This is a genomic window from Meiothermus sp. CFH 77666, from assembly GCF_017497985.1.
Lineage (GTDB): Bacteria > Deinococcota > Deinococci > Deinococcales > Thermaceae > Meiothermus.
This window is the reverse complement of record NZ_JAGDFV010000001.1, coordinates 192,282-213,185: the sequence shown is the minus strand read 5'-3', so window position 1 is coordinate 213,185 and position 20,904 is coordinate 192,282. Positions and strand designations below refer to the sequence as shown.

Annotated in this window: 22 protein-coding genes; 5 read left to right on the top strand and 17 right to left on the bottom strand. The window is 60.1% G+C overall.

Translation table 11 applies throughout. The annotated features are described in order from the left end of the window. The first annotated feature begins 254 nt into the window (after positions 1–254). Positions 255–3,545 (top strand): isoleucine--tRNA ligase, encoded by a 3,291-nt coding sequence (gene ileS / locus J3L12_RS00975; RefSeq protein WP_208013163.1) that lies wholly within the window; start codon positions 255–257, stop codon positions 3,543–3,545. A 165-nt stretch (positions 3,546–3,710) separates the two neighbouring features. Here the strand turns inward: ileS and J3L12_RS00970 are convergent, their stop codons facing one another. Beyond that, positions 3,711–4,454: a hypothetical protein gene (locus J3L12_RS00970; protein WP_243454779.1), complete on the bottom strand. Its 744-nt coding sequence runs from the start codon at positions 4,452–4,454 to the stop codon at positions 3,711–3,713. 131 nt (positions 4,455–4,585) lie between these two features. Between J3L12_RS00970 and J3L12_RS00965 the strand changes: the two genes are divergently transcribed. The 3 genes from J3L12_RS00965 to J3L12_RS00955 are packed head-to-tail and all read left to right on the top strand — an operon-like array spanning position 4,586 to position 7,043. Further along, positions 4,586–5,629, top strand: a complete 1,044-nt coding sequence (locus J3L12_RS00965; RefSeq protein WP_208013162.1) for a Xaa-Pro peptidase family protein — start codon at positions 4,586–4,588, stop codon at positions 5,627–5,629. After that, positions 5,626–6,246, top strand: a complete 621-nt coding sequence (locus J3L12_RS00960) for a septal ring lytic transglycosylase RlpA family protein (RefSeq protein WP_243454778.1) — start codon at positions 5,626–5,628, stop codon at positions 6,244–6,246. Before J3L12_RS00965 ends, J3L12_RS00960 begins: the two co-directional genes overlap by 4 nt. Beyond that, positions 6,243–7,043 carry a deoxyribonuclease IV gene (locus J3L12_RS00955; protein WP_208013161.1) on the top strand — a complete coding sequence of 267 codons (801 nt, stop codon included), beginning with the start codon at positions 6,243–6,245 and terminating at the stop codon, positions 7,041–7,043. The genes J3L12_RS00960 and J3L12_RS00955 overlap by 4 nt, the downstream gene beginning before the upstream one ends. 94 nt (positions 7,044–7,137) lie before the next feature. On the opposite strand, the gene J3L12_RS00950 is transcribed toward J3L12_RS00955, so the two are convergent. The 10 genes from J3L12_RS00950 to J3L12_RS00905 all read right to left on the bottom strand — a co-directional run bounded on the left by J3L12_RS00950 (position 7,138) and on the right by J3L12_RS00905 (position 15,278). Beyond that, entirely contained in the window at positions 7,138–7,791 is a 654-nt protein-coding gene (locus J3L12_RS00950) for a site-2 protease family protein (RefSeq protein WP_208013160.1), read from the bottom strand. Beyond that, positions 7,792–8,418, bottom strand: a complete 627-nt coding sequence (locus tag J3L12_RS00945) for a site-2 protease family protein (protein WP_208013159.1) — start codon at positions 8,416–8,418, stop codon at positions 7,792–7,794. A 184-nt stretch (positions 8,419–8,602) separates the two neighbouring features. Continuing rightward, positions 8,603–9,946 (bottom strand): acetyl-CoA carboxylase biotin carboxylase subunit, encoded by a 1,344-nt coding sequence (accC, locus tag J3L12_RS00940; protein ID WP_208013158.1) that lies wholly within the window; start codon positions 9,944–9,946, stop codon positions 8,603–8,605. 53 nt (positions 9,947–9,999) lie between these two features. Continuing rightward, entirely contained in the window at positions 10,000–10,521 is a 522-nt protein-coding gene (gene accB / locus J3L12_RS00935) for an acetyl-CoA carboxylase biotin carboxyl carrier protein (RefSeq protein ID WP_208013157.1), read from the bottom strand. A 241-nt stretch (positions 10,522–10,762) separates the two neighbouring features. Beyond that, the gene (gene efp, locus J3L12_RS00930; RefSeq protein WP_208013156.1) at positions 10,763–11,317 is read right to left on the bottom strand and encodes an elongation factor P; all 555 of its coding nucleotides are present in this window, start codon (positions 11,315–11,317) and stop codon (positions 10,763–10,765) included. Positions 11,318–11,415: 98 nt separating this feature from the next. Next, the gene (locus J3L12_RS00925) at positions 11,416–11,859 is read right to left on the bottom strand and encodes a universal stress protein (RefSeq protein ID WP_208013155.1); all 444 of its coding nucleotides are present in this window, start codon (positions 11,857–11,859) and stop codon (positions 11,416–11,418) included. A 354-nt stretch (positions 11,860–12,213) separates the two neighbouring features. After that, entirely contained in the window at positions 12,214–12,876 is a 663-nt protein-coding gene (phoU, locus tag J3L12_RS00920) for a phosphate signaling complex protein PhoU (RefSeq protein ID WP_208013154.1), read from the bottom strand. Between the two features lie 22 nt (positions 12,877–12,898). After that, the gene (locus J3L12_RS00915) at positions 12,899–13,858 is read right to left on the bottom strand and encodes an ATP-binding protein (RefSeq protein WP_208013153.1); all 960 of its coding nucleotides are present in this window, start codon (positions 13,856–13,858) and stop codon (positions 12,899–12,901) included. 60 nt (positions 13,859–13,918) lie between these two features. Next, a complete protein-coding gene (locus tag J3L12_RS00910) occupies positions 13,919–14,587 on the bottom strand; it encodes a response regulator transcription factor (RefSeq protein WP_208013152.1) in 669 nt (222 codons plus the stop codon). A gap of 244 nt (positions 14,588–14,831) precedes the next feature. Continuing rightward, positions 14,832–15,278, bottom strand: coding sequence for a hypothetical protein (locus J3L12_RS00905; RefSeq protein ID WP_208013151.1), 447 nt, complete (start codon positions 15,276–15,278; stop codon positions 14,832–14,834). 134 nt (positions 15,279–15,412) lie between these two features. On the opposite strand from J3L12_RS00905, the gene J3L12_RS00900 reads away from it, so the two are divergent. Further along, entirely contained in the window at positions 15,413–16,306 is an 894-nt protein-coding gene (locus J3L12_RS00900; RefSeq protein WP_208013150.1) for an AEC family transporter, read from the top strand. A 120-nt stretch (positions 16,307–16,426) separates the two neighbouring features. On the opposite strand, the gene J3L12_RS00895 is transcribed toward J3L12_RS00900, so the two are convergent. The 6 genes from J3L12_RS00895 to coaE form a co-directional block, all read right to left on the bottom strand. Next, the gene (locus tag J3L12_RS00895) at positions 16,427–16,822 is read right to left on the bottom strand and encodes a hypothetical protein (protein WP_208013149.1); all 396 of its coding nucleotides are present in this window, start codon (positions 16,820–16,822) and stop codon (positions 16,427–16,429) included. Next, positions 16,819–17,517, bottom strand: coding sequence for a 16S rRNA (uracil(1498)-N(3))-methyltransferase (locus J3L12_RS00890; RefSeq protein WP_208013148.1), 699 nt, complete (start codon positions 17,515–17,517; stop codon positions 16,819–16,821). Before J3L12_RS00890 ends, J3L12_RS00895 begins: the two co-directional genes overlap by 4 nt. A 106-nt stretch (positions 17,518–17,623) precedes the next feature. Further along, positions 17,624–18,385 (bottom strand): 50S ribosomal protein L11 methyltransferase, encoded by a 762-nt coding sequence (locus J3L12_RS00885; RefSeq protein ID WP_208013147.1) that lies wholly within the window; start codon positions 18,383–18,385, stop codon positions 17,624–17,626. A 29-nt stretch (positions 18,386–18,414) separates the two neighbouring features. After that, complete coding sequence (locus tag J3L12_RS00880; RefSeq protein WP_208013146.1) at positions 18,415–19,329, bottom strand: aldose 1-epimerase; 915 nt, start codon at positions 19,327–19,329, stop codon at positions 18,415–18,417. 191 nt (positions 19,330–19,520) lie between these two features. Next, on the bottom strand, positions 19,521–20,324 hold the full coding sequence (locus J3L12_RS00875) for a helical backbone metal receptor (RefSeq protein ID WP_208013145.1): 804 nt from the start codon (positions 20,322–20,324) through the stop codon (positions 19,521–19,523). Beyond that, the gene (coaE, locus tag J3L12_RS00870) at positions 20,321–20,899 is read right to left on the bottom strand and encodes a dephospho-CoA kinase (protein WP_208013144.1); all 579 of its coding nucleotides are present in this window, start codon (positions 20,897–20,899) and stop codon (positions 20,321–20,323) included. The genes J3L12_RS00875 and coaE overlap by 4 nt, the downstream gene beginning before the upstream one ends. Positions 20,900–20,904: the final 5 nt, after the last annotated feature.

The window sequence follows — 20,904 nt, the reverse complement described above, 5'->3', positions numbered from 1 at the left end:
AACGGGTGCGCCCGATACAGCGCGCTAGAGTGCCTGAAGTAGGCCTATAGCCAATAGTCTATAGCCGATAGCCAAAGCTTTTTACCATCTACGCTAGCAGCTATGAACTATCAGCCATAGGCACCATTCAGGAAGTGCGGTGGTAACGCGGGATATACTTCTCGTCCGCACCTGAGGAGCTTTAGGGTCACAGGTCGGGCGTTTTTGTTGATGAAAACCCTGGGCCGGAAAGGTTTCTCAGAAAGGAACCAACCATGGTGGAGGAAAAAAAGCTATTTGAAGAGGTGTCCGAGACCAATTTCCCCAAACTAGAGGAAGCCGTGCTGGCTTTCTGGCGTGAGCAGCAGATTTTTGCCAAATCCGATCGGAAGCCCGCGCCAAAAGGGGAGTTCGTCTTTTACGAAGGCCCGCCCACGGCCAACGGCAAGCCGGCCATGCACCACGTGCTGGCCCGCAGCTTCAAGGACATCTTTCCACGTTACAAAACCATGCAGGGCTACCACGTCACCCGCAAAGGGGGCTGGGATACCCACGGCCTGCCGGTGGAAATTGCGGTGGAAAAAAAGCTGGGGGTGCTGGGCCGCAAGACCCTGAACCGCGAGCAGATTGCCGAGTTCACCCAGCAGTGCCGCGAGTGGGTGTTTGCCAACATTGAGGACTGGAACTACTTCACCGAGCGGATGGGCATGTGGGTAGACCTCGAGAATGCCTATATTACCTACCACAACAGCTACATCGAGTCGGTATGGAACCTCTTGAAGCGCATGTGGGATCGGGGCATGGTGGTGCAGGACTACAAGGTGGTACCGCTCTCGCCTCGCATTTCCACCACCCTTTCGCAAAACGAAATCGCCGATGGCTACCGCGAGGTGGACGACCCTAGCGTGTACGTGCGCTTCCCCTTGAAGCTGGAAACCGCCCCCCAAGCGGTGCTCGAGCGGCTCAAGGCCCAGGGGGTGCGGCTTGAAAATTTGGACAACCTGGCCATCCTGGTCTGGACCACCACCCCCTGGACGCTACCCTCCAACACCATGGCGGCGGTGAATCCCGAGATGGATTACGCGGTGGTGCGTTCACCCTCGGTGGGGCATCTGATCTTTGCAGCCGAGGCGGTGGAGCGGCTCCGTGAGCTGCATAAAGAAGAGTTGGAAGTCGTCGCGCACCTCAAGGGGAAAGACCTCGAGTGGTGGGAGTACACCCCCCCCTTCCCCGAAGTAGGTGTGGAGCTGGGGGTGGTGAAGGAGCAGGGCGAAAAGCGTCCGGACGGCAGGCCGGTGATGCACTTTGTGGCCCTGGCCGACTTTGTGAGCGCCGAAGACGGCTCCGGGGTGGCTCACGAGGCCCCGGTCTACGGGGCCGAGGACTTGGAGCTTTCCCGCCAGTACGGCACTCCCCTGCTCTTTGGCACCAACGAGTACGGGCTTATGCAGGTCACCGACGAGCGCGGCAAGTTCTTCAAGGATGCCGACAAGGGGCTCATCCGCATTATGAAGGAGCGGGGGGTTCTGTACCACGCAGGCCAGATTCGCCACCGCTACCCCTTCCACGACCGCACCGGCGACCCCATCCTCTACTTTGCCAAGCCGAGCTGGTACATCAAAACCTCCAACTTCCGGCAAGCGCTCTACGACAACAACGAAAAGATCAACTGGTTCCCCGAACACATCAAACACGGGCGCTTCGGCAACTGGCTCAAGGACAACGTGGACTGGGCCATCAGCCGCGAGCGCTACTGGGGCACCCCGCTGCCCTTCTGGGTATCGGAGGATGGCTCGGAAAAAATTTGCGTGGGCAGCGTGCGCGAACTTTCGGAGCTGGCAGGCCGCGACCTCTCCGACCTGGACCTGCACCGCCCCTACGTGGACGAAATTACCTTTGTCAAAAACGGCAAAACCTTCCGCCGGGTGCCCGAGGTGCTCGACGTCTGGTTCGACTCCGGGGCCATGCCCTACGCCCAGTGGCATCTGCTACTGGACGAACAGGGCCAGCCCCTCCCCGGCACCGAGGAAAACTATCAGCTCTGGCAACGCCACTTCCCCGCCGACTACATCTGTGAGGCCATTGATCAGACCCGGGGCTGGTTTTACTCGCTGCACGCCATCTCGACCCTGCTCTATGACCAGCCCTGCTTCAAGAACGTCATCTGCCTGGGGCACCTGGTAGACGAGAAGGGCCACAAGATGTCCAAGAGCAAGGGCAATGTGGTCGAGCCTTTGCCCATGTTCGATAAGTACGGGGCCGACGCGGTGCGCTGGTACCTCTTTACCGGCTCCGAGCCGGGCGAGCAGAAGCGCTTTTCCGAGCGGCTGGTGCAGGAGGCCCAGCGGGGCTTCTTGGGCACGCTGTGGAACGTGTACAGCTTCTTTGTGCTTTATGCCAACCTGGATCGGCCCAACCTGCAAAACCGCCCTGCGGTGGCGGATCGGCCCGAGATGGATCGGTGGCTCGCAGCCCGCCAGCAGCAGCTAATTGAGCGGGTCACGGCCAGGCTGGATGCCTACGATGCCAGGGGCGCTGGGAAGGAACTCGAGCAGTTTGTGGAGGAGCTTTCCAACTGGTACGTGCGCCGCAACCGCCGGCGTTTCTGGAAAAACGACGACCCCACCGACCGGGAGTCGGCCTACGCCACCCTGTGGGAGGCCCTGGTTACCGTAGCGCAGTTGGCTGCCCCTTTCACCCCTTTTGTGGCCGAGGCTCTCTGGCAAAACCTGATGCGGAAGGTGCAGCCCGAGGCCTCTGAGTCGGTACACCTGTCTGACTGGCCCAAAGCCGACCCTGCGCTGATAGACCAGACCCTGCTCACCCAGATGGGGGCGGTGGTGAAGGTGGTGGGGCTGGCCCGGAGTGCGCGGGCCATCAGCGGGGTCAAGACCCGGATGCCTTTGCCCAGGGTGCTGGTAACGGCCCCTACCGAAGCCGAGCTGGCGGGGTTGCGTCATTTTGCCGATGAAATTGCCGAGGAACTGAACGTCAAGCAGGTCGAGGTGCTGGGACTGGGCGAGGAACTCCTGACCTACCGGGTGTTGCCCAATCTACCGGTGATGGGCAAAAAGTACGGCAAGCTGGTGCCCGCCATTCGGGCCGCCCTGGCCGAGCTTGACAGCAAGATGGTAGCCAGAACCATCAAGGCGGGGCAGAGCGTGACCCTCGAGGTCAGAGCAGCGGATGGTACTCTGATTAGCCTTTCGCCCGAGGAGCTGCTGCTCGAGGCGCTCTCGCCCGAAGGCTACTCGGCCCAGGAGCAGGATGGGTACCTGGCTGCCCTCGAGGTCAAACTTGATGAGCAGTTGTTGCTCGAGGGCCTGAGCCGCGACCTGATCCGGTTGGTGCAGCAAGCCCGCAAAGAGATGGGGCTGAACGTCTCGGATCGCATCCACCTGACCTATACCGCCGAGGGCAGATACGCTGAGTCCCTGGTGCAGTTTGGCCAGCGTCTTCAGGAAGAAACCCTGGCCCTCTCGCTGGTGCAGACAGCGCCGGTGGGCTATGTCACCGAGCTGTCCGACGAGGAAGGCGCCGTCAAGTTTGGACTTCGCAAAGCCTGATGCGCATATCGTGCGTATGCTTTTTTCGACAAACAAGGTGGGTGTGGAAGGTAGGAGGAAGGTAGTAGGTTTTTATGTCAACTACCCTATTCCCCGCTTTATCACTCCAAAAAATGGTTCTATGCCAGATTCGGTTGCTTTGTTGCTCAGTTTGTAAAGAGCGCTCTACCGCACCGGCTTGAAAAAGTCGGCTTCGGTGAAGGTGAGGTTGATCTCGACCTCCATCAGCTCGCCGCGAGCGGCCAGGGTGCCGTCCACGTAGTTCTCCCACTTTTGCGGCAGGCGTACCCCCTGTACGGTCTGGTAGTTGGAAAAAAAGGTAATGCTCTCCCCCACCCCGGGGATGTTCAGTCGTTCGCCTAAGAGCAGCCCGTCGGCGGCAAACAGGTAGGTGCTCACCCACCCCTGGGTACTCACGGTGAGCAGCCGGCCCGACTGGTTGCGTAGGCTGCCTTGAGATACGCTGGCCCGCTCCCGGTTGCTGCTGCCATATTTCAGGCCCAGCCAGCCGGTGTAGAGACTCGAGCGAAGTATCTCCCGTTCCCTTGAAGGCAGCGGCCTGAGCGAGGTTTCCCGGCTCCAGAAAAAGCTCTCCTGCGGGCTGTATTGTTGCAAGGCCAGGGGAATGGGGCTAGGGCTGTTTAGGCTCTGAGGGTCGTAGATTTCCAGGCGCACCCGGCTGTTGGCAAAATCCACCAGCAACAGGGTCACGATGCGGCTCTCCTCCTTGCCATCGGGGGTGTAGTAGATGTTGGTGGTCACTTCGCGGTAGGTTTTGAGGTTCGCCAGGGCCGACCCGCCCAGCACCGCGCGGCCCCGCTCGAGCAGCTGGGCTGCCTCGGGCGAGATCTGGGCTATTGCCAGGGAGCTGAGCGATAGCAAAAACCAGAAGAAAGCAATTTGGCGCATACGCATTCTCTGTATGAACTTAACACGAGAAAGCCTGGATTCTATGAGATATTCGTGATTTTCTTCACGATAAAGACTGTTCGTGAAAAAAATATTAGCTAGAATCCCGGAACCTACGGTAAAGTTCAAGGGTGAACTTCAACCACTTGTTGAACCAACATGATCTCGACGTGCTCTTTGTTTCTAATCCCCACAACGTCCGCTACTTATCGGGGTTTGTGGAAGGTAAGGACGCCAAGGTTGTCATTACCCGCGCCGGGGCCACCCTCATCACCGACGGACGCTACATGGTGGAGGCGGCCCAGCAGCGCTTTCCCCACCGCATCCTGCTGAAGCGCACGGAGATGAACAAGCTGCTCGCCGAGTTTTTCCAGGGCCGCATAGGCATCGAGGCCGACCACCTGAGCGTGGCCACCCTGGAAGGCTTCAAAAAGGATTTTCCAGACCTGGAGTTTGTTTCCACCACCGGGATTATCGAAAACCTGCGCAAGCGCAAGACCCCCGAAGAGATTGCTTATATCCGCAAGGCGGCCCAACTGGCCGACCGGGGATTTGAGTACATCCTGCCATTTATCAAGCCGGGGGTACGGGAGATCGAGGTGGCGCTGGAACTCGAATACTTCCTGCGTAAGCAAGGCTCCGAGGGACTGGCCTTCGGTACCACCGTGGCCTCGGGGGAACGCAGCGCCATGCCCCACGGGGGGGCCAGCGAACGCATAATTCAGTCGGGGGAGCTGGTCACGCTGGATTTTGGCTGTGTGGTGGGCGGTTACTGCTCCGACATGACCCGCACCATGGCGGTGGGGCAGGTTTCAGCCGAGCTACAGCGCATCTACCAGGCCGTGCTGGAGGCCCAGATGCTGGCGCTCGAGGCGGTTGCTCCCGGCAAGAAGGGCCAGGAACTGGATGCGCTGGCCCGCGACCACCTCAACCAGCGGGGCTACGGCGAGCACTTCACCCACGGGCTGGGGCACGGGGTGGGCCTGTTTATTCACGAAGCACCCGGTCTGGGCCAGACCTCGGAGGACGTACTCGAGGCCGGTAACATCGTCACCATCGAGCCGGGGGTCTACATCCCCCAGTTAGGCGGTTGCCGTATTGAAGACCTGGTACTGGTCACCGAGCAGGGGCACGAAGTCCTTTCCAAAAGCCCCAAACACTTGATCGAGCTATGAAGCGCTGGGCTGCCCTGCTTTTGTTTTGTGGAGTGGCCTGGGGACAGGGCTACGTGGTACAGCCTGGCGATACCCTCGAGCGCATTGCCCGGCTGTTCCAGGTGAGCGAAGCCGACCTGAGGATGCTGAACGGCCTGGTTGAAGACCCCCTGCCCGTGGGTATGGAGCTGAAAATTCCGGCCTCCGACTGGGACCCTATGAACCTGGAAGTGCCACCCCTGCCCGAGCCAAAAGATGAGGCTAGAGAACCGGAGGAGCCACCTCGCTGGGTCTTTATCCGCCCACTCCCGGCCCCCGAGGAACCCAGAGTGCCTGCATCGGCACAGGCCATCCAGCAGGGCTGGGCTTCATGGTATGGGCCGCGGTTTCATGGCCGCCGTACCGCCAATGGGGAGCGGTTCAACAAGTTTCGCCTAACCGCCGCCCACCGCACCCTGCCCTTCAATACCCGGGTTCGGGTGACCAACTTGCACAATGGCCGGAGTGTTGTGGTGCGGATCAACGACCGCGGCCCTTACATCCGGGGCCGCATCATAGACCTCTCCTATGCCGCCGCGCGACAGCTAGGAATGCACCGGCAAGGGGTTATTCAGGTAAAGGTGGAGATCCTCCGGTGAGATACGGTTTTCATGTGTCCATTGCGGGCAAGCTGGGTGTTGCAGGGGCTGCCGAAGAGGCCCATTTGCTCGGCCTGAGCGCCATTCAGATTTTTGCCAAAAGCCCGCGCAGCTGGAAAACCCGCAGCCTGAAAGCGGGCGAGATAGAGGGCTTTCGGGCCCGCCGGGAAAACCTGGGCGGCCTGCCCACAGTGATTCATGCCTCTTACCTGGTGAACCTGGCCGCCGAGGGCGAGCTATGGGAAAAAAGTGTGTTCAGCCTGGCCGACGACCTGGCCAAAGCCCAGATGCTGGGTATCGAGTATGTGGTGGTGCATCCGGGCTCGGGGTCCGCCGAAAAAGCCAGGGCGGGGGCTTTGAAGGCCTGCGAGCTGGCCGGACTGGGTAAAAATGGATCCTGGTTGTTGCTCGAGAACACTGCCGGGGGCGGCGAAAAGCTGGGCGCCAGCCTGCGCACCCTGGCCGAGTTAGTCGAGGGTACCCCCCTGGGGGTTTGCTTCGATACCTGCCATGCCTTTGCCGCCGGTTACAGTCTTGCAGAAGCCCTGGACGAGCTCGAGCAAACCGTTGGCCTGCACCGGGTGCCGGTAATCCACCTCAACGACTCTGTAGGCGAACGGGGCTCGCAGATAGACCACCACGCCAGCCTGATGGAAGGCAAGATTGGCGAGGAGCTAATGGATTTTGTACTCGACCCCCGCCTCCAGGACAAGATCTTCATCATGGAAACCCCACGCGGCACCCTCGAGGATGCCCACAACCTGCGTGTTTTGCGCGGGTGGCTGAGCTCGACCTGAAAGGGATGTTCCGTTATCGCTGGTTTATTACTTTAGAGAAGCTCTCTTGAACCGACCATAGACTGTGGACTATCGGCTATTGACCCCTTGCACACTACAAACCAAACAGATTGAAGAACTGCGTACGCACCGTGCTCAAAAAGCTGCTCAGGGGTTGGCGGAACACTGTTAGCAACAACAGCATGGCCACAATCGCGTAGGTAGGGTTCATCTCCAGTCGCCAGATGTAGGGTTGCCAGTGCAGGGGTAAAAAGCTCTGCAAAATTTTGGAGCCATCCAGGGGCGGGATGGGCAGGAGGTTAAAAACCGCCAGGGTCAGGTTGATGCTCGCCGCTACGGCTGCGGCCTGAATCACCACCTCAAGCACATCTGTGGGGCTCTGCAAGTAACCCATATCCAGCATCCAGCGTAAGAATAGAGCCAGCCCGGCAGCAATCAGCAAATTAATCACAATACCCGCAATAGAGACCAAAAATAGCCCCGCCCGGTAGTGGCGAAAGTTGGGCGGGTAGATGGGCACGGGCTTGGCCCACCCAAAGCCCACCAGCAGTATCATCACCGAACCAATGAGGTCGAGGTGCTTGAGGGGGTTAAGGCTCACCCGGCCTTGCTCTTTGGCAGTTGGGTCGCCCATCCAGAGCGCCGTGATGGCATGCCCCCACTCGTGCAGGGCCAATGAAAACATCAACACCAATATCACCAGCACAAATGCCAGGGGATCACTTTGCAGAAGCGGTAATAGACCCATCTACAACCCAATGGCCGCAAAAAGGCTGTTGAGCAAACCACTGAGCCCCGCCCGGATGGCCGGCAGTATTCCGCTCAAGTTCAGCACCAGAAAAATCAGGAAGAAGCCCACAAAGCCGTAGCTCTGAAGCTGATCCATAAAGCGCCGGGCCTCGGCACTGCCAATGGCGTAAACCACCCTGGCGCCATCCAGCGGGGGCACCGGGAACAAGAACACCGCCGCATGGCCGATCATGAGGGAACCGGCTACCTGCAGACCCAGGGCGATGCTCGAGGTGGCCGGGCCTAGGCCCTCCAAAAGCCTTCCAAGAAGTATGTAAACAAAAGCCGCCACAAAAAAGCCCAGCGGTCCCATCAGGGCAGTCTGCGCACCCTTGGGGCCGAAGAGCCGCCAGGGCACCAGGCGGGGAAACCCAAAGCCAATCAGGGCCAGGAAAATGAGCCCCAGGCCATCCAGGTGCACCCTGGGTTCTGCTGTCAGAAAGCCGTAGCGCCGAGGGTCGCCATCCTTGTAGCGGTCGGCCAGATAGGCTTGAAACAGGTTGTGCACAACCAGGCCGAAAGCACCCGCCGCAAAAGCGACCAGATAGGCCAGGGGGTCTCTACCAAGAAGCTCGAAGAAAAACATGTCGCTACCAGTTTACGGGTTTTAGGCCCCAAGATTGGCTGTCCAGACTCAGAGTGCGGGGTGAGTGGTTCTGACCAAATGCCTCAATTTCAGTCTGGCAGCTTTACTTGAAGCTCAACAACTTCCGATCCTCGTCCTTGAGAGCGTTTCAGACCAGAGCCAGTACGCCAAACAAACCAACCCGTTATTCCGACATTCGTGTGGTCACAAAGTTGGTGTAAATGGCCCCCCGCTTGTAGAAGGCGTTGTCCATCACCTTGAGATGGAAGGGCACGGTGGTCTTGACCCCGGGCCCCTCGATGACGGTTTCGGAGAGCGCACGGCGCATCCGGGCAATGGCCTCTTCCCGGTTCTCACCGTGCACAATGAGCTTGGCTACCAGGGAGTCGTAGTTGGGGGGGATGCTATAGCCTGCGTAGAGGTGCGAGTCCACGCGAACACCGGTGCCACCGGGAAAATGCAGGGTTTCAATCTTGCCGATGCTGGGGCGGAAATCTTTTTCGTAGTCCTCGGCGTTGATGCGACACTCGATGGCGTGGCCCCTGAGCTCTATATCGCTTTGTTGAAGGGTAAAAGGCTCACCGGCGGCAATTTTAATCTGGAGTTTGACCAGATCGAGACCCGAGATCATCTCGGAGACGCAGTGCTCAACCTGGATGCGGGTGTTCATCTCCATGAAGTAAAAATTGCCGTCGGGGTCTACGATAAACTCGAGCGTCCCCGCACCCTGGTAGTTGACATACTTGGCCAGGCGCACCCCCGCCGCCAGGATTTCCTGACGCAGGGACTCCTCGAGGCGGCTGGGCGCTTCCTCGATGAGCTTCTGGTTGCGGCGCTGAATCGAGCAGTCGCGCTCACCCACGTGTACCACGTGCCCCTTGCCATCCCCCATCACCTGCACTTCGACGTGGCGGAACAGCTCGATGTACTTTTCCAGAATCAGCGAAGGGTCGGAGAAGTAGTTCTGCGCCTCGACCTGGGCCTGGGCAAATGCGGTCTTCATTTCCTCTGAAGAGCGCACCACCTTCTGGCCTCGGCCTCCACCCCCTGCACTGGCCTTTAGGAGCACCGGATAGCCGATTTTTTCGGCGGCCTCGAGGGCCTCCTCTACCGACTGCAAAACCCCGGTGCCCGGAACGGTGGGGACGTTGGACTTGGCGGCAATCTCCCGCCCCCCCGCCTTGGAGCCCAGGCTATGCATGGACTCCGGAGTAGGGCCGATGAAGACGATCCCGTGGTCGCGGCACATCTCGGCAAACTGCGGGTTTTCCGCCAGGAAACCATAACCAGGGTGAATGGCCTCAGCGCCAGAAATTATGGCCGCAGACAGCAAATTGGGAATATTGAGGTAGCTTTGGGCCGAAGGGGGCGGCCCAATGCAGATAGCCTCGTCGGCCAGCAAAACGGGCAGCGACTGGCTATCGGCTTCGCTGTGGGCCACCACCACCTTAACCCCCAGCTCCCGCGCAGCCCGCAATACCCGCAGGGCAATCTCACCTCGGTTGGCAACCATTATTTTCTTGAACATAAAGGGCTCTCCAGGCACGCTGGTAGCTCATAGCGGTAGTTGGCTATCAGCGCTTATGCAGGCTCGATCAAAAACAGGGTTTGGCCGTACTCGATGGGCTCGCCATTGGCCACCAGAATTTTCCGCACCACGCCCGAAACTTCACTCTCGATCTCGTTCATGAGCTTCATGGCCTCGATGATGCACAAGACCTGGCCTTTCTTGACAGTGTCCCCTTCCTTGACAAAGGGCTCGGCATCGGGAGAGGGCGCGCGGTAAAACGTACCGACGATGGGCGCCTTAACTTCAACGTATTTGTCAGTGTCTTCCTTGGGCGTTTCGGCCTTGGGAGCTGGACTTGGGGCTGGAGCCGCCGCAGGGGTTGGGGCTGGGGTAGCTGCCGGCGCAGGGGTCACGGCTTGTGCAACCGGGGCCACCGCAGGGGGCTGGATGACTACGGGAGCCGGGGCCGCTACATACTGCACCTCGCCGCCTCGCTTGACCGTTAGTTTGTAATCAGGGGTCTCGAGGGTCAACTCGGACACCTCATGTTCTTGCAAGGCTTGGAGGATGGACTTCAGTTCCTTTGCGTTCATGACTGCCTCCGAAAGAGCGCTGAGCTATAGCTTCACAGACTGCCTATAGAAGTATAAGCCCCCAGCAGCTTTTTTTACTGCCTAAGGGCAGGTGCAATCATCTGCCAGTACTCGCAAGGCCCCATCAATAAAGGATGTAGTTGGTGTGAAAGCAAACCAACTCCCCAAATCGCCGGTGCTGGTTTTGAGCCATACAACCGGCGTGGGCTCGTTTGATTCAGAATGCAGCTTGAGGGCTGGCTCAGGCGCGACCTAGATACTCTCCGGTGCGGGTATCCACCCGAATGACCTCTCCGCTTTCAACAAACAGCGGTACCTGCACCACCGCCCCGGTCTCGAGGGTAGCAGGCTTGGAGCCGCCCGAAACCGTATCCCCACGCACTCCAGGGGGGGTCTCGACGATTTTGAGCTCCACCGAAGCGGGCAGGGTAATGTCCAGGGGACGGCCATTGTACATGGCCCCTTGCACCGTCATCCCCTCTTTGAGGAACTTGGTGGCCTCGGAAATATCCCGCGAGACATGGAACTGCTCGTAGGTTTCCAGATCCATGAACACCAGTTCCTCACCCTCTGGATAGAGGTACTGAAGGTCTTTGGTCTCAACGTAGATATCCTCGAGCTTCTCGCCCGAGTTGAATGAGCGCTCTACGGTTGCGCCGGTCTCGAGGTTTTTGAACTTGGCGACCACTTTGGCGCCACCCCGCCCAATTTTCTGGTGTTGGTAGTCCACGCACTGCCAGAGTGCCCCATCCATCTTGACTTTGGTTCCGTTCCGCAGATCGGTAACGCTAATCATTTGTCCTCCTCGTACCCAAAGCAAGAGTGTACAGGATGAAGCTAGCAAAGAAAAGGCGAATCGACTTTCGTGCCTGCATCTAGCCGATATAGAGCCCTCTATCCGCTGGCTCCCCGAACCACCAGAACAGGCGTGGAACAGTTATGCAGCACTTTATCGGTGACGCTGCCCATCAACACACGGTCAATTCCCTTACGTCCATGCGTTGCCATCACCACCAGGTCGTGTTCCTTGGCGGCCTCGAGAATAGCGGGCACCGGGTGTTCCTCGACAATCACCGCACGGGTATGAACCCCCTTCGATTCCGCCTCGGCTGCAATACGATCCAGAACTTTCTGGGCCTCCGCTTTGAAATCGGTCATGAGCTTCTCGATGTATTCGGGGGGTTGAGTGGAATAACTCTGGAAGGCCTCGTAAGGACTCTCAATGGCATACAGTAATGTCACTTCTCCCCCCGACAGTCTGGCCAGATCAAATCCTTGCTCGAGGGCGCCCTGGCAAAAATCGCTGCCATCCGTAGGAATCAAGATTTTTTTGAACATTGGAGCCTCCTCGGGTCGTATAGGTCAATACAGCACAAGGCTTTTGCTCTGTTCTATACCCTAAACCTGTACCCCAGGGGCTTGTGTCCCTCGGAAGAAATGCGCCGGCAGCACAATTAGAGCGCTCTTTACATATTTTGAGCCATCCGACTTCAATAAAATCTTGTCATGAGCAGCAGAGGGGCCGCCCGGGTAGGCGGCCACACCCTTTGAGGAGCGCGATAATATCCAGAGCAGCGCTAAGCTGTAAGCAAGAATTGTTCCGGTGCTCTCTCTTGGCGCTTACACGGCAGCAAAAAACGAGTTTTGTACGGGTTCATTATCAGAACAGGCGAGCTTGTTTCAGTATGAAGCTCAAAATACATCCTCGGGCTTTTTCTCCATCTTGCCGGTGAGCCAGTAGAGGATACGCTCCGAAATGTTTTCGAGGTGGTCTCCCAGACGTTCGTAGCTACGAGCCACCCGACCCAGGGTGAGGGCCTTGGTGATGGTGCGGGGGTCTTCCATCATGTAGGTCAGGAGTTCGCGCGAGACCTCCTCGTAGAGCCCGTCTATTTCGTCATCGCGGCGGAATACTTCTTTGGCAGCTTCGATGTCGCGCTCGGCAATGGCCTTGGAAACCAGGTCGAGCATCAGGGTCAGGCGGCGGCCCATATCGGGCAGGGTGATGTAGTTTTTGAGCGGGGGCTCCTTGGCCAGCACAATCACGTCTTCGGCCACGTGGGCAGCATAGTCGGCAGCCCGCTCGAGGTCGGTCAGGGCTTTGATGATGGTAAAGGCAAAACGCAGGTCTGAGGCCACCAGCCCCTGACGGGCCATGAGGGTGATGGTCTGGGCCTCGATTTCCAGCTCGAGGGCATCCACCTCAGCGTCCTGGGCGATGATCTCCTGGGCCAGTCGGGGGTCTTGCTCACTGAGCGCCCTGGCGCTTTTATCTACCATATCGCGCACCAGCGAGATCATGCGGATGGTCTGTTCGGTCAGGCGGTTCAGTTCACGATCCAGGGTTTCACGCATAGCCATTCTCCATATCTCCAGTTTAAACCGATGCTCTAGTGGCTCGAGGTTCTGATGTAACGTCTGCATGGTGGGGAAAGGTCAGGCCGAAGGCGTTGCCGTTCTCGAGGGCGCGTCCATACGCGGTGCCACCCCATCCAGCCGCCAGCCGCCGCACCAGGGCCAGCCCCAGACCTGTGCCGCGCACATTGGCCGCATGCACGCCGCGCTGGCCGGCCTGGAAGAGCTTCTCAAACTCCTCCAGGGGCTGGCCTTGGTTGCGCACCTCGAGCCATACCCCATCGGCGTTTTGCCCGCTGACAACCACAATTTCAGCACCTGTTCCATACTTCAGCGCGTTATCCAGCAGGTTGAGCAGGGCCTGGTACACGGCATCCGGGTTGGCCCGGATGGTATGGGGAATTTGCCAGTGAATCCAGGCCGACTTCTCGGCCAGCTGGGGGGCCAGGAAGCGCTCGAGGCGGCTTTGCAACTCTTCCAGGGCAAAAGTGCGCTCCTGCGAAGGGCGGCGGGTCAGGGGCAGGTCTTCAACCAGGCGACGCAGGCGCTGGGTTTCCTGGTAGAGCATCTGCAAGGCTTCCTGCGCCTCCGGGCCCTTCAGGCCGCTTTGCAAAGCCTCCAGCAAGGAAAGCATCCCGGCCACGGGGGTACGAAACTCGTGGGCCAGCACCCGACTGGACTCCTCGAGGGCCTCGAGCCGGTTTTTCTCCTCGGTCTGATCCCACAAAAGCAGGATGCCGGGCACGGCCTTGGCCCACACGGTACGGTTGCGGGTCTGGATGGTGGTCTCGCCGCCCATACGACAAAGGGCCTCGAGTTTGTGGTCGCGCAAGGCCAGCAGCAACGGGCGACCCAGCACCTTTTCGCGCTCGACCCCCAGCAGTTCGGCGGCCACAGGGTTCAGGTAAAGCACCCGGTCTTCGGCAAAGACCAGCACCCCTTCGCGGGCTTTTTCCCAGGCATCTTGCAGGAGGGTGTTCATGAGGCTATGGGCTGGGTGGAACCGAACCGGGCCGGGGCTGGTTGCTGGGCACGCCGATCCTCACTCTCTGAAGCGATACCCTACACCGCGCAGGGTTTCCAGGAAGCGGGGAGCCTTGGGGTCTTCATTGAGCTTATCGCGTAACTGGGCCACATGCTGATCCACAGTGCGAGCCGTACCCAAGAACTCCTGCCCCCAGACCCGCTCCAGGAGTTCTTCGCGGGTGTACACCCGCCCGGGATGACGGGCCAGAAAGGCCAGCAGTTCAAACTCCCGGCGGGTGAGCTCGAGGGCGTGTCCATCCAGAAAAGCCTGGTGGCGCTCCAAATCCAGGCTCAGCGCCCCACGTTCCAACCGTCCACTCTTGCCCACCCGACGCAACAGGGCCTGTACCCGTGCTATGAGTTCGGGGGTAGAGAATGGCTTTGTCAGGTAATCATCAGCTCCACGGGTTAGTCCCTCCACCCGGTCACCTTCGCTGGCCCTGGCCGTGAGCATCAGCACCGGCAGGTTTTCGTAGCGCCCATCGCGGCGCAAGCGCTCCAGGAGCCGTACACCGGGCTCATCCGGGAGCATCCAGTCGAGGATAACCAGGTCGGCACTGGCAAGCTTGTCCCAGGCTTCGCTGGCAGTGGGCGCCTCCAGAACCTGATGCCCGGCCTTGGATAATGAAAGCCGCAACCCCATCCGAACAGAGGGTTCGTCCTCGACCAGGAGCAGTTTCGACATCTCTCATAGTTTATTCCCACTCTTGTCAAGCAAATGTCATGCAAGGTAGGCAGAAGCCCACCCCCTGCCAAGGGTGATACCGCCTTCAGCCGTATGCCTAACTTTCAGTAACCGATCAGGTAGGAGCAGGTGGTATCAGGCAGGCGGCGGGATTTTATCGCCTATCCCCTGAACCCTAACCCCTGTCCCCTACTTCACTGTTCCTATGGTTCGCCAGGCGTTCGGGCAAAGTTGGCGCGGAAACTTACAACCCCCTGTACAGCACCCAGGCAAGCAGGAAACCCCTCGCCGTCCAGGCCAGGGTTCGAATCCAGTTGGTGCCCACCAGCAGGGCATGGGCCTCGGTATCAAAACCTGCGGCCAGTCTTGCGTGCAGTGGCACCGATGCCAGCAGGGTGGTAAGCCAGATCACCCCCACCAGAGCCAGGCCCAACCACCCCACCCAGCTCGGCAGGCTCGAGGGCCACAAAATCAGGAGAGCAACAGCAGTCAGCAGCTCGAGCAGCATCAAGGGCCCGACCACCAGGGTAATCAGGTTGGCATGGGCTGTTTGATAACCAGCAAACTCCGCCGACCCGACCCTGGCAAAGAGCGGATAATGAACCACCTGAACCATCCAGATGAGTCCCACCAAAAACCAGGTAGCCACAAAGTGAAAAACCAGGATGCCCTTGAACAGCCCGTCGTTCATGGTGGATACCTCTTGACTTCTGCCTTTATAGCCGAATCGGGTTCCCCATAGTTGACCGCACATCACAGACGGAAGCCTCCCGAACCCCGTTGGTATGGTTCTATTCGGTGTGTTCGGGTAAGCTACGCGCTGGTATGGAAGCCCTGCTCAACACGGTAGTCCCCGTCGCCTTTATCGTTCTAACGGGCTATCTGGTCGGCAAACGTATTGACTTTGACCTGCAAACGCTCTCCAAACTCTCTATTTACGTACTGGTCCCGGTGCTCATTTTCGATGCCATGCTCAGGGCCAAACTGACCGGGGCCAGCGTGATCGGGATTACGGCCGCGTTTTTCCTGGCTTCCATCGCGTTGTATTTCCTGGGGCTGGGCTTTAGCAAATGGCTGCACCTCGACCAGGGCTCGACCAAGACCCTGATTGCCTCGGCCACTTTTCCCAACTCGGGCAACATGGGGCTTTCCCTCACCTTTTTTGCCCTGGGGCAGCCCGGTCTGGATCGGGCCATTGTGTTCTTCATTGCCAGCAGTGTGCTGATGTTTGGGCTGGGGCCCGCCTTCTTGCGGGGGGGTGGGGTGGTGCAAAGCCTCTGGTTCACCCTCAAGCTACCGCTGTTCTGGGCCCTGGCCGGCGGCTTGCTGGTGCGCGGGCTGGGTATTCCGCTACCCCTGGGGCTCGACGAAGGGGTACACCTTCTGGGTCAAGCCTGCATTCCGGTGATGCTGCTTACGCTGGGCATCCAGATTGCCAAATCCAGACCCGAGTGGGGCCGGTTTGAGCTTCAGGCCAGCAGCTTGCGGCTGCTGGCAGCCCCCCTACTGGCTGGGCTGGCCGGGTGGGCGCTGGGCCTTGAACGCCTGGACATTCAGGTACTGGTGCTGCAAAGCGCCATGCCCATTGCGGTGAATGCTTTTCTGATGGCAGGGGAGTTTGGGGGGGACGGCATCCGGGCCGCCCGGGCGGTGGTGGCTTCCTCGGTTCTGTCTTTTCTGACGATTCCGGTAGTGCTCCTGTGGATTGGCCTGGGCTAGGCCGAGGGAAACAACCCTTACTATACCAACCCACTTCAAGCGGGTAGCCAGCTTTCAGTGATAACTGGGTGGGGGGTTGCAGCTTTCAAACGCCTGTCCCCTTACCCCTATTCCCCAGGTTCAGGAATCAGGTGGCAGCGCAGGCGGCGGTGGAAGCAAGGGAGTGCCAACCTCGAGCTGCAACACGGGGCTATTCTGCACCAGCACCATTAGCCGATAGTAGCCATCGTCCAGGCGTTCGAAGCGGGCCTCGAAAGTGCCGGGCTGTTCGACCCAGATGGAACGCTCCTGGAAGAGCTGGTCGCCCTTGTACCAGCGGAGCTCGAGGTAGCCGGGCTCTGCGATGCGCCGGACGGTCAGCCTGGCGACCGCTCCGCGTTCGGTGGTTTCCAGGGTTCCGCTCAGGCTGGTGCGATCTGGTAGTGTAGCCCGGCCAGGGTCAAGCGGAAGGAAGGTATAGCGGCAGCCTGGCAGCAGTAGCCAGCCCACCAGCAAGAGCCAACGCAGGTAGTTCATATTCCTTCCCCCGCCGTGACCAGGCTCAAAAGCGCAATGGGCGCGGTCTCTGCCCGCAGAATACGGGGCCCCAATGTGACGGGGGTGAAGCCGCGCTGTTCGAGCAGCCCAATTTCAGCCTCGCTCAGGCCCCCCTCGGGGCCGGTGAGGAGGGCCGTGGGCTTTTCGGGGTCGTAGGCATCCCGCAACCGCCGCGAGACCCTGGGGTGGGCTACAAAGCCCTGCTCGACGGTAGGAATGTCTTTGAGGGGTCGCATGGGCGTAACTTCAGGTACGACGCTGCGCTCACACTGCTTGGCAGCCTCGAGGGCGATGCGGCGCAGGCGCAGCAGTTTATGTTCGCCCATTTCCCGCACCACACAGTGCTGGGTCAGGATGGGCACAATCTGGCTTGCGCCCAGTTCGGTAGCGGCCCGCACCACCTCGGCCAGATGGTCGCCTTTGAGCAGCGCCACATAGAGCGTGATGGGCTGGGGGGTCTCCTTGCGAGCTGTCCAGGTTTCCTCCAGGCGCAAACGCACCCATCCCTGGGTAACCTGCACCACGGTCGCACGACCCTCCAGGCCCCGGCCATCAAAAACCGTAAGGGTATCGCCTGCTTTGGCCCGGAGTACATCAACTAAGTGGTGGGCTTCCAGGCCCCCCAGTTCGATCTCGGGCAGCAATTCCTGGACAAAGGCACGGTGGGGGCGCATAGGGTGCGGGGTATGGGACTCCAGAGACTTGAGCCTTAGTTCCAGGTGCATTCGGAATCAGGTGTTGATACTCGCGTACAACATGCGAATCGGCACTCCATCATGCCTATACCGCCGCATAGGTCAGGCAGACCCACTCGCCCTCCTGGCGACGCTGGAGCAGTTCAAAGGTGTTGGCTTCCAGCGCCTGCCGCACAATCGGCTCCCGCTCGAGCAAAATACCCGTGAGTATGAGGGTTCCACAAATACCAAACCGGGTTCGGTACTGCCCGGCAAAATAGGCGTGTAGCTCAGCATAGAGGTTGGCCACTACCAGGTCAAATGGCCCTTCCGCATCCTCCAGGCTACCCAGTTGAAATGTGGGATTAACGTTATTCAGGCGGGCATTTTCAATGGCCTGGGGAATTACCGCCGGGTCTATGTCCACACCCACCGCCTCGGCTCCCAGCAGGGCGGCCCCAATCGCCAGGATGCCCGAGCCGGTGCCGAGGTCGAGGACACGCATACCCGGCTCCACCCGCTGGGCCAGGGTTTCCAGGGCCATGCGGGTGGTCTCGTGGTGCCCGGTGCCAAAGGCCATGCCGGGCTCGAGGAGGATGCGCTTTTCCTCGCCGCTCCACTCGTGCCACGGGGCCAGCACCACAAAAGGCCCGGCCACCACCGGCTTGAGGTCGCGTTTGTAGGCTTCCAGCCAGTCGGTGTCGGGTAGCTCGGCCCACTCCCCCGGAAAGGGCAGCTCGAGACGCTCGGGGAAGTAGGCCCAGACCTCGCCGGGTTTTTCCTCGAGGCCGCGAGCCCCCAGCTCGAACAGGGCCGCCGAATAAATGTCCACGGTCTGAAAGTCGCCGCGCAGGCGAAAGACGTGCATACCTCTAAAGTCTAATGCATGGATGGCAATCAGCACTGCTGAAGGCTCAGTCTTATGCTTCCCTCCATCTGTTCGCCCGGTTCCAGCACCCGCACCCCGGTATCCGGCCAGCCCTGGGCCAGCAGGTTGAAGCCGTCGGTGGCGTGGGTGACGGGCTCGAGGGCCACGCTCCCGTCCGGCGCGGTAAAGACCACCAGATGCGAATAGATGGGGTCGGCTTGAAGCGTCATCCGCCAGCCCGAACCCGGCCACTCCAGGTGCAGCACCCCTTCCCATCCGGTGAACACATGGTCAAGCAAGGTATCCCCCAGCTTTCTGGGCCTCGAGAAGTCGAAGCGGGAAGGGATGGCTTCGGCAGGCCGGGTGGGGAGGCAGCTTGCATCGGTCAGGTAGACCCGTGCAGCCCGGAAGGACAGCAACGCTTCGGATGAATGACCCAGGTAGCGCATGAAGTAGGGGTGATGCCCCAAGCCCGCCGGCATGGGCTCGGCGCCGACGTTTTGCAAAGCGGTAACGACTTCGATTCCATCCTCGAGCAGCCGGTACAGGATGTCTACAGTAAAAGGAAAGGGGTAATTCACGTCTGGAAAGGCTCGGGAATCGAAACTGCATTGCAAAATATGTTCGTCAAAACGCTGGGCCGCCCAGGGCCGCCCATGCACCTCGCCGTGGATAGTTTGGCGTCCGTCTACCCAGTTGGGGCGAAGCTGGTAGGTTTTTCCGGCAAACCGAAAACGCCCCTCCCGGATGCGGTTGGAATAGGGCGCCAGCAGGTAACTCGAGGTATCGGGCGAGCTTCGCTGCGCCAGCGCCGCCGGCGAGGTCGGGCGCAGAACGGGCAACCAGAAGCCCTGCTGGAAAAGCTCGAGGCCCACCACACTGGCCCCCAGCTCGGGGGCTACCGTAAGGCGTAACCGCTGATTTTGCAAAATCTGGAGGCTCATCCGCTAAAGGGTACTGGATCGGGCCGGATTCCGTCTTCTTGGTGAGAACAACTGCGATAGCGGCACAAGGGTCATCGAATCTAGCAACAAAACCACCTGTCTTTCCGAGGAGGCGTTCGCCGACGAGGAATCCGATGCAGCACAGGGCTAGTTTAGTGGCACGCCCCTTGTTTTCGACTTCAGACCATCGGCTATAGACTATCGGCCATAGACGTACGTATCTGCGCTACCAGCACCTCCAGGTAGTCAAAAAAACCCGGGCCGTAGTGGGCCAGTTCATCCCCGCCGGTCACCACCAGCGGGTAGGACCAGTTTCGCTCGAGCATAAGGCGCCGGGCTTTTTCGTGGGGACGGGAGCGGTGGGGCTTGGGCTCATAAATCACCAGCTCCGGTTCACGCTCGATCACCTCGGCCAGGTCGGGCGCAAAGTAGCTCTGGGGGTGCATGGCAAAGATATTTTGTAAACCCAGGTGCCGCAAGGCTTCCCCCACGTAGCTACCCCGCCCCACCGTGATGGGGCCACCCAGGTCGAACTCGAGGTAGACCCGGTAGGGCGGCAGGCTCTGGTAGAGCGCCCCATAGCGCCGCGAGAGCTGAGCTACCAGTTGGGTGGCCTGCTCAGCTACTCCCAGCAAAGCCCCCACCAGCACAATGTTTTCCAGAATGCCGTAGGGGCTATTTGGCAGGGGCACCGGAAAAATGGGGTAGCCCCGGCGGTGAAGCTCCTGGAGCAGGTCGCGCTGTACCCCGGTGCTGATGAGCACCAGGTCGGGCTTCAGGCTGTCTAAGAGCTCCCAGCGCAGGCGGGTATAGCTCGAGACCACCGGCCTCGCCAGCGTGCCTGCCGGGCGGTAGCAGAAAGCACTGCGCCCCACCACCCGCGCCCCCAGGCCCAGGGCAAACAGCGTCTCGGTAACGTTGGGGGCCAGCGACACCATGCGCCGGGGTTCATCGGGCAGCTCGAGGGGGCCCAGCCAGTCGTGCACCAGCTTCATCGTGCCACCTCCCGGTACCAGGCATCCACCCGCTCCCGCAGGGTCTCTTGGTCGGCATCGTTCCAGATCACCCAGGTGGCCCGGCGCACCTTCTCTTCTTGAGGCATCTGGCTCTGGTCGCGGGCGTTGAACTCGGCCTCACTCAAGCCGCTACGGGCCATGACCCGGGCCTTGCGCAGTTCGGTCGGCGCTGCCACCACCAGCACGCCCGCAAAGTCGGCTTCACGCCCCGTCTCGAACAACAGGGGGATGTCGTGTACTACTATCTTCTGACCCGCCGAGAGGGCTTTCTCGGTCTCCTCGCGCATCCGGCGGCGCACGTAGGGGTGCAGGAGGGCCTCGAGCCGCCGGCGGGCCTCGGGGTCGGCAAACACCCGCCGGCCCAGGGCCGCTCGGTCTATCGCCCCTTCCCGGCAGACCTCCGGAAATGCGCGGCAAATTTCCGCCTTGAGGGCTGTGGCTCCTTCCCGGGCGTACTCGTCGGCATCCAGTACCAGCACGCCCAGTTCCCGCAGGCGCTGCGCCACCGTGCTCTTGCCGCTACCAATACTCCCTGTCAGGCCAATCAAGCGCATCAGGC